Below are 12244 nucleotides of genomic sequence, written 5' to 3'. Positions count from 1 at the left end.
CCCGTCTATCGTTGAGGATCTCGCCGGTCCTTGTCCATCGCTGGGCGTCGAGGTCCGCCGGGTGTGGTTGCTGGCACTGCCGATGGGTTCACAATCGGTGTGCTGTCTAGTCCGAGCAGTTTCGGTCGCCACAGATCTTCGGGAGTGCCCTGAGGTGCAGGCAATACGATCCTGTCGGCGAAACTGCCGTAACGCCGGTGTATTTCGCGGCCCACGTCGTCGGGTTCGGTGCGGATGGTGAGCGCGTCCAGGATGTCGTCTCCGATCAGGTCGGTCATGCGTGTCCAGGCGTCGGAATCGGCGGATACGCTGAGTTCGGTGAGTCGGTCGACAGTTGCGCCGAATCCGTGGAATTCCAGGCTTTGCCGGTATGCCGGTGTCGCACTGTAGAAGGCCAGCTCCTGTCGGACGGACCGCTCGACCACGGCGCGTTCGGCTTCGGTGCGACCGGTGATCACGTATGGGTTACACATGACCGTGAACGTGTCCCTGGACCGCCCAGATCTTTCCAACCCGCGCTCGGCGGCTGGTACGAGAACCTCTGCGATGTAATCAGCGCTCAATACCGTGTGTGCGGTGTAGCCATCGGCAACTTCACCGGCGATGCCGGCCATGGCCGGCCCGACTGCTGCCAGGAAGATCTTCGGTGCGCCGTACGGGTTCGGTCCGGGCATGAAGAATGGGGTCATGAGAGTGTGGGAATAGAACTCGCCCCGAAAGTTCAGTCTTCCGTTCGTGTTCCAGCACTCCCAGATCGCCCGCAATGCGAGCACGAATTCGCGGATCCGGGCGTGGCGACGGTCTCCAGGCACTGAGTAGCGGCGGTTCAGGTGGGTGGGAATCTGTGTTCCGAGGCCGAGGGTGAACCTACCTGCGCTTGCGAACTGGAGGTCGTTGGCTGCCCTAGCCAGCACCATCGGGTTGTTCGCCAACGCGATCAGAATGTTGGTGCCCAACCTGAGCCGGTTGGTGCTGGCTGCCGCAGCGCCCAGCGTAAGCAACGGATCGTGACGATGTTCGTAAACCCATCCGCCGTCGAATCCTGCGGCTTCGCAGGCGGTGGCCGCCGCAGCCATGCCGTTGACGCAATGCTGATATCCGTCCTGACACAGGATGTGGTCGATAGGCAGGTGTGGCTGCGAAGCAGACGACCGGGGTCGCCGGTGATCGGCGGTGTTTGTCGCCTCGGATCTTCCGGACGAGGGGCAGGCGTTTGCGACAAGTCGGTCCAGGTACCGGTCGTCCATCGGAGATGGCACGACGTTCAACTGGTGCAACGTCTGCCATGTGTGTGCGCTGGATATCCGTGGCTGGCGGTAGTCGCCGTCGGCGGCCAGTATTCGACGGAACACCGCCGACATCGCGATGATCGGGATCACCTCGGGGTGCTCGGCGGACTGTTGAATCCGCTGCCACCACTGCGGCGAGGACAGTGGTGTGAGTCGGTGTCCGGCGCGGCGTAACGCGGCGAAGACCGTGTCGAGGCGCAGGGGCTGCTCTCGTACCAGGTGATAGGTCCGCCCGACACTGCCAGGATGGTCGATCAGCGCGATGATCGCGCGGGCGGTGGTGTCGACGGTCTCGGCCGGGGCTTCGCAATCGGTTGGAGCGGCGCCGATCGCGACCGCGGCCCGAATGAGTGGTACAAGCAGGTCGGTGTCGGTCACGCTGGTTGTCCTGGAATCGGCCATGACCAGCCCTGGCCGGTGCACAGTCAGGGGCAGTCCGGACGCGCGTAGTTCGGACTCGGCCTCGGCTTTGCTGCGGGGATAACCCAGGGATCCGGCGGTCGCCGCGGTCGGATGGGTATTCTCGTCCACCTCCATTCGGCCGCCCGCAGCGTGTGCTTCGATAAAGGTTCCAACGGTCGAAATGTAGTGGAATCGGAGTGGACGGCCCGTGAGGGCACGGTGTCGCTCGGCAAGGGCGATCAGGTGCCGGGTGCCCTCGACATTGCACGGCGCTAGCTGTCCATAGCCGGCCGCGAGATTGACTGTCGCCGCACAATGCACGATGGTATCGATGCTTTCGGCGAGTGCGTCGTAGTCGGGCCGGGGCAGACCGAGTGTCGGGTGCTGCAGGTCGCCCGGGACGACGATCACTCGCCCTGCCGCCGAACTCGGCCGTTCCAGGCCGCGCTCCAGCCGCATTCGCGCTGTGACGGGGTCCGCGCCGCGGACCAGGCAGTAGATCTGGTGCACGGTGTTGACGAGCAGGTCGTCGCACAGTCGTCCTCCCAGATTCCCGGTCGCTCCGGTCAGTAGAATTCTCTTCGGTTGAGCCGCAAGCGCATTCCATTGCGATGTGGGTGAGTTCATGACAGCGCCAGTGTGCGGGCGAGCTTGCGGACGCTCTCGGCATCGAGTACCTGGGCGACGGTCAGGTCGTGACCGCGATCGCGGCGCAGCCGGTTTCGAATGTCCGCCGCCATCAGCGAATCCATGCCGAGGCGATGCAGTGGCATTTCCCGATCCAGTTGTGCCACCGGGGAGCCGAGGACGCGTGCGACCTGCTCGGCCAGGTACTCCTCGAGTTCGTTCTCAGTCGACTCTGCACCGTTGTGCGGGCTTTCTGCTCGTCGGGGCGGCACCGGAGTGGCATCGGGCCTGCGCGGGTCTACCGACCAGTTGATGGACCGATTGCCGTTGCTGAGCTCTGTCTCGTCGGCTAGCGGCTCCTCTGGACATGCCGTCGGCGTCGGCTCGGTCGGCAGTGACGTGCCGGTGGGAAAGGCTGATGCGCCGCCGGTCGTTGTGGAGTGCGAGTCTGAGGTGGAATCGGTTGTGCGGGTTGAGACATCACGCAGAATGGGCGCGGTTGCATCACCGGGATATGCCGCCTGAAATGCGGTCCAATCGGTGGGCAGGCAGATCATTCGGTCCCCGCCGGTGAGCATCGCGTCGAACAGCGGGTAGGCGGCATCGGGATGGATCGCTGCCATGCCGGTCGGACGAACGTCATGGTCGGCAGCGACACTGAGCCGTGCCGCCATCCCGACCTCACGCCAATAGCCCCAATCGACCACCGTGGCAGGAAGGTTCGAGCCGCGGCGGTGGGCTGCCAGGGCATCGAGGAATTCGTTTCCTGCGGTGTAAGCGCTGAGCTGATGGGCGGCGTCGGTACCGGCAAGGATGACCGACGCTGAGGAGAACAGGACGAAGAAGTCTGGAGGCGTATCGGTGAAGAGCCGGTGCAACACCCAGCCTCCAGCGACCTTCGGCCGCAAGGTGTGGCCGATCTCCTCGGTCGTCGCATCGAGGCTGCTGGTCGGAGTCAGCACGCCCGCAGCGTGGATGACCCCGGCTATCGGCGCGCTGCGACGCAGCCGGAGCACCAGCTCGGTCATGGCTGTTTCGTCGGCGACGTCGACAGCGGCGTATTCGACTGTCGCGCCACCGGACCGCAGCCGCGCGAGCAGTTCCGCGCGCGGATCGTCGGTGGCGTCGGGATCCAATGGAGTACGGCCTGTCAGTACCAGTGATCGGCAGCCGCGATCGAGTAGCCATCGGGCACAGACTCCGCCGATGCCGCCGAGTCCTCCGGTCAGCAGGTAGATGGCATCGGGACGTAGCGCCACCGTCGAGGTGGGCTGGCGGCGCGGCGCGGTTGTGGCCGAACCGGGGAATTTGAGCACAAGCTTGCCGATGTGTTCCGAGCGCAGCATCGTCGCGAAGGCGCTATGAGCCTGTTCGACGGGCAGTACGCGATGCAAGGGTGCCGGGAGTTCTCCTCGTGTGATCATGCCGGTCACCGCATGCAGCAGCCTGCCCAGATGTGCCGGATCGTCGCTGTAGAGATCGTGCAGACGAGTGTGCGCATAGGTGCGGTTATGGCCAAGCGCGGCAAGCGGCAAATGTGCGGAACTGTCGGCGGTCAGGGTCAGATCCAGGTAGCGGCCGTAGGGGTTGAGCACAGCCAGATTCGCCGTGATGCCGTCGCCGATCAAAGTATTGAGAATGAGGTCCACCCCTCCGCGCAACGGATCGGCGGATTCGCGGAACTGCCGGGCAAATTCGGTCGAGCGGGAGTCAGCGACCTTGGCCGCTCCTAGACGAATCAGTAGATCCCTCTTTGCCTCGGTACCCGCAGTAGCGTATACGACCGCACCGAGCCGACGTGCTAGATGCAGGGCGGCCAACCCGAAACCGCCTGTCGCGGAATGGATCAGCACGCGTTCACCCGCCCGCAGCCCACCTCGTTCCACCAGTGCGTAATAGGCGGTGGTGTAGGTTACCGCCACTCCCGCTGCTTCGCCGGCGGTCAGTGCGGAGGGCTGTAGGACGACTGTTCGCTCGTCGACCAGGACGTGCTCGCGGTGCGCGCCCGGTGCGTAGGCCAGTACCCGATCGCCTACCGCCACTGTGCGTACACCAGCGCCGATCCGGCTGACTGTGCCCGCGCATTCGCCGCCGAACGGGTCGTCCTCGCGCACGCCGTCGACGACGATCAATAGATCGTGGAAGTTCACACCGGTGTGCGAGACCGCGATCTCGACCTCTCCCTCGCTCGGTGCAGGCCGGGGACAGTCGATCAACTCCAGCCTGTCGGCTCCGCCGTCGCTCCACAAACGCCGGTTTCGATCCGGATATATCGGACCTGTCCCGGATTCGCCGGGCTGATGCTCAGCCTCCTCCAAACGAGGTGCATGCCATTGATTCTCGCGTCGGGCCAGCCGATTCTCATTCATGGGTGAGAGCACAAGGGCGGCCAGGAACTCGCTCTCGGCGTCGCGATCGATGTCGTCGGGGTCGAGGTCGACCAGGTAGGATCGCAGGCCGTGTTCGTGGCCGCACACTGGCAGGAATCCCCACACCACCGACTGCCACGGTGCGGTCACCTGGGCGCCCTGCGCGCCTCTGGTCACCGCGATCAGCCGCGGTGCGGGATGACCAGCGATATCTCGCAGTGCCGCAGCGCGGCAACGGATCCCGTCGCACAGCTCGGTTCCGACCGAATGGATCTCATCAGCCCCGGCCTCGTTAGTCGTTCGTGTTGTCACGGCGGAGAAATCGACGACGCCGGCCAGTTGCCCACCGTGGGCGAGTTGACGGACGGCCGCAGCCACCTCGGCCGATTCGCTGTACGACGAGATCTGCGCGACGTCGCTCCCGGTCGCCCTCAACTGCCGGGCCAGGCCTGTCGCTTCCGCTCCGCGTCCGACGACGAGCCAGCCTGGCTCCGTCGACGAGGGCTGCTCGGCGGGTACCGGCCGCCACCGCAGCTGGTAGAACCAGGTGTCAGAGGAAGCAGCGGCGTGGGCGGCCGCGTGCAGTCGGCGGCCTCGCACACCGGCCAGGACCGCCACCAAAGCACCGGTGTCGTCGAACACACTGATATCGGCATGCACGGCGTCTGATCGTGCGGAATCCCAGCGCGCATAGCACCACAGTGATCCTGGACCGACTGGGCGATTGAGCCGCACGCGGTCCACACCGCTCAGCACCAGACCTCTGCTGTCGCCGTTGTCGGTCACCGGGCCGATTGCCAAGGCGGTTTGTAAGCAGGTGTCCAGGACCGCAGGGTGAAAGAGGTGGCGGCCGTCCGGTTGGTGCTCAATTCTGGCAAGCGCTGCGTCCGGGCCGGTCCACAGCTCGACGATGCCGCGAAATGCGCCCGACCAGTTGTTGCCGTGTTCAGCGTGGGCGCGATAGAACTCCTCGACCGAGCGGTGCGAGACACAGCGACGCTCAGCCGCTGCGAGAGACTCTGCCTCTGGTGTCGGATCCGCGGGGTCGCGAATTGCCGCGCGTGCGTGCGTGATCCATTCGACTCCGTCGCGGCTGTCGATGGTGAGCCGCTCTCGGGTCGCGTCGGTGCGGGTACGCAGAAGTATTCCGCCGGTGTCGAATTCGTCGAGCGGTAGCAAGGCGACGAACTCGACTTCGCACACCTCGAGCGGATAACCGGCCCGTCCGTGTCTGGCCGCAGCCAATGCCAGTTCGAGATACGCTGCCCCGGGCATCACTGAGTGATCGGAGATGCGGTGGTCGCGCAGATACCCATGACGCGCGGCTGTCAGCGGGTTCAGCCATTCGATGCCGCCATCGGATTCGGTGTGTGCCACACCGAGCAGGGGGTGGGGTGATGGGTCGTCCTCCGCGTCTGTTCGCTGCGTTGGGACCGGCGCCGGTATTTCGGTGCCCGTGGTTGCGGTGGCGGGTGGTGCACTCGACAGTTGTTGGTGTGAACTGAAATTAAGATCCTCTGAAGTCGCTGGAGCACCACCGCCCAAGGGCGGCCACGGGCAACTCGGGGCCTGGTGCCATACCGAGACGTGTTGCCAGGGGTAGTGGGGCAGATCGAACGCTCGGTCCGTGTCGCCGTAGACGGTGGCCCAGTCGATCTCGCAGCCGCTGACGTACAGCTCGGCCAGGGTCGTCAGCATGATCGCGCGATCGGGCTGGCCGCGCCGCAATGACGCAAGGGCGGTCGCGCTCACCTCGGCAACAGCGGCTGTTTCTTCGATCGCGGTGGCCAGTATGGGGTGGGGCGACATGTGCAGGAATATGGTCGGCCCGGCGGCCAGGAGCGATCGGATTGCCGGTTCCAGCTGGACAGGTTCGCGCAGATTGCGCCACCAGTACTCCGGTCCGAGATCGGTGCCGTCGAGGATGGCTGCGTCGACGGTCGACATCATTGCGATATTGACCCGGCCGGGTGTAAGAGTCTCGATCTCGCGGAGTAGTGGTTCACGTACAGGGTCGACCATGGCGCTGTGGGCTGCGTAGTCCACCGGAATCTTCATGCAGTCGAGCCCGATTCCGGCGCAGCATTCGGCGAATTCATCCACTGCCGCGGGCGTGGCCGACAGCACAGTCGATGTGGGACTGTTGACGACGGCGATCTCAGCGTTGATCCCCCAGCGGGCCAGTAGTTCGCGAGTTCTGTCCACCCCGGCCTCCACACGGGCCATGGCGCCAGGCGGGCAGAGGTTTGTGGCGAGACGGGCACGCAGACAGCTCAATCGACCGGATTCCTCCAGACTCAGAGCTCCCGCAATATGCGCGGCGGCGACCTCCCCCTGGCTCTGGCCGATCACCGCGTCGGGGGTGATTCCCCATAACTGCCAGGTTCGCGCGAGCGAGACCCCGATCGCCCACAGCGCGGGCTGCACCAGGTGAGTGTCCTGGACCCAATCGTGGGCGGTGCCACGGATCGCCTCCAGCACAGACCATCCCGTATGCTCGCGCACGACTGCATCGCATGCCGTGAGCGCTTCGCGGAATTCCTCCGATTCGGACAGCAATTCCTGCCCCATGTGCGCCCATTGTGAACCCTGCCCGGGAAAGACGAACACCACGCGGGGACGCGAGGTGACGGTCCGTTCAAAGCACGGTGCTGTCGCCGAGGAGTCTCCTTCGGAGACGGACAGGGCATCAGCCACCTGTGGTGCTGAGTCTGCTACGACCGCCAGCCGATGCTCGAGGTGCCGTCGTCCGCGGGCTACGCCCGCGCAGATCTGGGCGAGGCGTGCCTCTGATTCGTCGGTGCGCAAGAGGGATTCGTATTCGGTGCGCAGCTGGTGCAAGGCAATGCGGTTGCGCGCGGACAGCACCAGTACCTCTGCTCGCGGAGTTGATAGCGGTTGTGGCGATTTCCTCGCCGGAGGTGAACTGAGCACAACGTGTGCGTTCGAACCCGAGGCTCCCATACTGCTTACGCCCGCTATCAACCGCCCGTGTGAAGCCAGTGCGACCGATGTGCGTGGCAGCTCCAATCGTGTGGTGTCCCAGTCGATGGCCGGGTTGAGTTCGGTGAGGTGCAGGCAGGCCGGCAGGGCTCGATGTTCGAGCGCCAGTATCGCCTTGATGAACCCGATGATTCCGGCGGCGCCTTCAGCATGTCCGATATTGGCCTTCACAGTGCCGACGCGACATGGTGGCTGTGTTGCCGCGCGCATCCCCACTACCGTCGCCAATGCGGTCAGTTCCACTCGGTCTCCGGCGGTGGTTCCTGTGCCGTGAGCTTCGACGAAATCGACTGTTGCCGGATCGATTCCGGCCTCGGCATAGGCTCGGCGCAACGTCTTCACTTGGCCGGTGACGCTGGGTGCGGCCATTCCTTCTCCGCTGAATCCGTTGCTCGTACTGGCCCCACCCAGGATGACCGCGCGGATGCGGTCGCCGTTGGCCAGCGCGCGGGCAAGGGGCTCGAGCACGACCCACCCGGCCGCCTCGCATCTGACGTAGCCGTCGGCCTTGGCATCACCGAACTTGCACAGACCATCGGGTGAATGTGCGCCGGCCTGGTTGAACGTCACCCAGTTGTACGGGGTCAACGCGAGATTACTGCCTCCGGCAAGAGCGACATCGCAATCCCCAGCGAGAAGGGCCTGGCACGCCATCCGAACCGTAACCAACGATGAGGAACAGGCCGAGTCGACCGTCAGGGTCGGGCCGGTGAGATCGAGGCTGTAGGAGACTCTGCCGGAAAGCGCGCCACGGCTGGTGCCGATTTCGGTGTAGAAATCCAGATCATCGAGATCCCACACCTGCCGAAGCCAATAGTCACCGTAGGACGTGCCGACGTATACGCCAACCGTGTCGCTCGCGCGACCCGGTGCGATGCCAGCATCTTCGAATGCTTCATAGGCAGTCTCCAGCAACACCCGCACCTGCGGGTCCATCCGACCGGCCTCACGCAAAGATATCCCGAAAAACGCCGGGTCGAACAGTTCGGCATCAGGAAGAAAGCCGGCGCGGGAGGTGGCGATACGACCCGGGGTCTTCGGTGGTCCAACCAGATCCCGCAGCCAGGGACGGTCCCCGGGCGGTTCCGAGATCGCCGTGTCACCGCGACTGAGCAGGCCCCACAGCTCCCGCGGATTTCGCGCTCCAGGTGTGCGGCAACTCATGCCGACGACGGCAATAGCGTGGGGAGGAAATCCGATATCATGATTACTGGTCATAGTAGAGTGACACCACATTTTGTCGTGCGGGAGACAATCAAAGCAATCGACGCAGCCGGCCTGCCGGCCAGCTGTTTCGCCAGATCGACGGGCGTGCTCCTCTGGATTGCCAAATCAGCGCAGTATCGCGCGACTTCTATTATCGACTTACGACCGTTCCTCCGGTAGAGCGCTTCCCGCATAGCTGAATGCGTAGCATGCATAGGTCAGCGTCCACGAACTTAGAACGTGTCTTGCGTCGTTGATTCGCCAGTATTCTGCGGTTGGTCTCCGATACTGCCGTCCGAGCGTGCCGGTAAGGGGCGCCCGTGCTGGCGGTCGGGGACGGCGCGCTCGGGTTCTGGAAGGCCCTGCGCGATGTGTTCCCGCACACCCGGAACAGCGTTGCTGGTTCCACAAGTCGGCGAATGTTCTTGCCTCGCTGCCGAAATCGGCGCATCCCGGCGCGATCTCGGCAATGAAGGACATCTACATGGCCGAGGATATCGACAAAGCGCAACTGGCGGTGAAAGCGTTCGAAATCGACTACGCCGCAAAATATCCCAAAGCCGTCGCCAAGATCGTCGACGACCTCGACGTACTGCTCGAGTTCTTCACATACCTGCAGAGCACTGGATCCATTTACGCACCACGAATCCGATCGAGTCCACGTTCGCGTCCGTGCGGCTGCGTACGAAGGTCACCAAGGGGCCGGGTTCCCGCGCGGCCGGAATCGCCATGGCCTACAAGCTGATCGAAGCCGCCCAGACCCGCTGGCGCAAGGTCAACGCCCCCGAATTCGTCGCTCTCGTCCGCCTCGGAGCCCTTTTCCACAAGGGCAAGCTACTCGAACGCCCCCCGCGACATCACCCCGGCATCGCCGACCGGCGCAGCCGACACCACCCAAACGGAGGTCGCCTGAAAACATACCGATCCGCAGGATTTGACAATATCTCCGCCGCCGGATCGACGTCCTCGTAGGAGATCTCACCGAGAGCAATCTCGGCCTGTTCGACGACGAGTTCGAGGATCTGGCTCGCATAGCCCTACCGCGGCGCAGACCGACAAGTGTGATGTCGGACAGACCAGGGCAGATTTACATCGGTACTTTCGTGTGACTCGAGAGAACGGATTGCCAGCCTGGTACCCGATCGGCATTGTCGGTTGTGTGCCGGATGCTGCCGCAGCGCATGTTGATTCGGTTCGGGCTGCTGTGTGCCATTGCGCTCCACACCAGTGCGGCGAGGTGGCGAGGGTCGCCGTCGGCATATTCGAGCAACGCGGTTGAGGCGTCCTCGATGCATGCCTTCCAGAGTGTTTCGACCTCCTGCGCGCTACTGGTGTCGCTTACGGCAGCGCGGGTCGCCTCGTGTATGAGGGCGTCGCCGTGCGCGGCCTCGTCGATGATCAGCTGCGTGCGGTCGCGGATTTCCTGGCATACGGTTGTGAAATCGCTCGACCGCAGATGTGTGGTGCTGATCTCGGGCGCACATCTCTCGAGCACACGTATCGCGTCGTACCAGGCGTTGGGGCAGCGGTCGTCCAGGATCGTGGCTCGGGCGTTGAGCAGGGCTCGGCTGTGGCCGAAGCAATATGGGCGCAGGAAGCCGCATCCCGCCACCAATGCCGCCAGAATTGCGTACTCCTCAGTGTTCTCGGACAGCAGGCAATGGGTGATCATCGGGATGAGGCATTCGGCGACGCATTCGGCGCAACTGTCGTCCCCGAGAGCGGTTTCCAGGGCATATATACTGTTCAGGCACATGCCATTGGACACGTCGTATCGCAGGTCGCAAAGGTCATGCGCTATGGTCGCTCCCATATCCGCCAGTGCGTAGTGATGGGGTGCAACGGGTCTGTCTCCCAAGCTGGCGGCGAGTTCTGTTATCGGGTGGATCGCGAACATTACGGAGCGTGTGAGTGCGTAGTCGAACCAACTTTCGACGCTGTCCGGTCGGTGGGCTACGATTCCCTGGTGGTGTAGCTCTATCATCAGTTCATTGACCTGAGCGCAGCCGATAACGGCATCGAAACAGTGGCGAGCGCCGGAGGCCAGTCCGTCGCGAAGCGTGTCGATCACGTATGCTAGAAGCCCGGAGGGGCTGCAAATGCCGTCCAGCTCGTGATCGTCGGTGAACGCGGTGAGTCCGAGGGAGACGCCCAACGCGTGACAGATGGCGTCGGCGCGCATCGGCAAACACACATGGGTGTAGGTGATTCCGTGTTCGACGACGTTTATTTCACGCGCGTTTGCCGAGCCTGAATAATGACTGGCCAAAAGCCCCTGCTGGATTGGTAAAGGCATGGTACGGCTGCGGCCGATGCCGCCGCCCTGCCATTCTGTGCGCACTGCCCGAACCGCTTCGGAGTCGCGCTCGTCACGGCCCGCGCTTGCCAGGACCGTGTGGTAGGCGGATACGTACTTGGTAGTGAAGCACGGAAACACCGGCTTGCGCTCGGCTGCCGTTTTGTAAGCTTCCTTTTCCGTTCTCGGTGGGTGCCGCCATATTCGGTCGTAACGGATGGGGGTGTTGAAATCCAAGGCTCGCCGGACCTCGGCGGCCAACAACACTCGCTCTCCGTTCGCCTCAGCCAACGGCAGGTCACGTGCTTCTATCTCGGCAGGGGCGGCGGTGACAGAGAGGGGAAGGTCCTGGTGTCGGAGGTGCCATACGTGCAGTCCGCTGGTGTAGGTGACCAGAACCGAATCGTGTTTGTTCCACACGCTGTGGATCTGCCCGACAAGCGGGAGGTCGGCAAGGTCGGATGGGTGGACACAATCAGGTAGGGGATAAGTCTGCTGCGGCGGGCAGCTCACGAACCATCCGTCGTATCCGCGCGATCGTGTGGCCGTGACGATCTGGCGGATCCGAGACCGCAGGAAAGCATGTGTCACGCATCGCTGATCGCTGCTGTGGTTGCATGGCTTGCCGAGATTGGCTCGAGCGGCATTGTCTCCCTGTGATGCCCGCCATGTGATGAGGCTATCGACGCTGATGTCGAGCGGGGCGCCACAAGACTGGGCGCCCTGCGTGCACACGGCGACCGCCTGTCCCAATTCGTCACGGTGCAGCTCGTAGCTCATCGGCTCACCGTTCACAGGGTCGACAACGAGCAGAATACGAGCCGCGCAGTCCGACGATCTCCTGTTTGTGGTCTCGAGGTCAAACCGCCAGCGGTCCCTGTGTTTATCTGACATCGGATTCTCATGAGCTTTGAAGGGGCGGAGTTTCAAGCCAGCGCCGTGGCGCCATCGGGTTACAGCGTGTTGGCCCAGATCACTCGTCCGTACCAGGGTCTCTGTATCAGGTCGGCGGGTATGCGGGCCAGGACGGCCACTCTGGCGTATCCCTTTTT

General features: G+C 63.8%; 3 protein-coding genes and 1 pseudogene. 1 reads left to right on the top strand and 3 read right to left on the bottom strand.

Features of this window, described 5'->3' with window-relative positions:
• Nucleotides 1-5: 5 nt before the first annotated feature.
• Both NP4_RS39030 and NP4_RS39020 read right to left on the bottom strand, forming a co-directional pair.
• On the bottom strand, nt 6-2318 hold the full coding sequence (locus tag NP4_RS39030; RefSeq protein WP_082876633.1) for a TIGR03617 family F420-dependent LLM class oxidoreductase: 2313 nt from the start codon (nt 2316-2318) through the stop codon (nt 6-8).
• Nucleotides 2315-8908, bottom strand: coding sequence for a type I polyketide synthase (locus NP4_RS39020; protein WP_169813872.1), 6594 nt, complete (start codon nt 8906-8908; stop codon nt 2315-2317). Before NP4_RS39020 ends, NP4_RS39030 begins: the two co-directional genes overlap by 4 nt.
• 302 nt (nt 8909-9210) lie before the next feature.
• On the opposite strand from NP4_RS39020, the pseudogene NP4_RS39015 reads away from it, so the two are divergent.
• Nucleotides 9211-9809 (top strand): annotated as a pseudogene (locus NP4_RS39015) (transposase); the annotation flags it as partial.
• A gap of 174 nt (nt 9810-9983) precedes the next feature.
• Here the strand turns inward: NP4_RS39015 and NP4_RS39010 are convergent.
• A complete protein-coding gene (locus NP4_RS39010; RefSeq protein WP_068009759.1) occupies nt 9984-11972 on the bottom strand; it encodes a hypothetical protein in 1989 nt (662 codons plus the stop codon).
• Nucleotides 11973-12244 lie beyond the last annotated feature (272 nt).

It is taken from the genome of Nocardia pseudobrasiliensis NBRC 108224 (assembly GCF_001613105.1).
Lineage (GTDB): Bacteria > Actinomycetota > Actinomycetes > Mycobacteriales > Mycobacteriaceae > Nocardia > Nocardia pseudobrasiliensis.
This window is presented reverse-complemented; position numbering and strand designations above follow the sequence as displayed.

Excerpts from the sequence above, each read along its gene's own strand:
- NP4_RS39030 (WP_082876633.1), bottom strand. The coding sequence starts at position 2,318 with ATGAACTCACCCACATCGCAATGGAATGCGCTTGCGGCTCAACCGAAG.
- NP4_RS39020 (WP_169813872.1), bottom strand. The coding sequence starts at position 8,908 with ATGACCAGTAATCATGATATCGGATTTCCTCCCCACGCTATTGCCGTC.
- NP4_RS39010 (WP_068009759.1), bottom strand. The coding sequence starts at position 11,972 with ATGAGCTACGAGCTGCACCGTGACGAATTGGGACAGGCGGTCGCCGTG.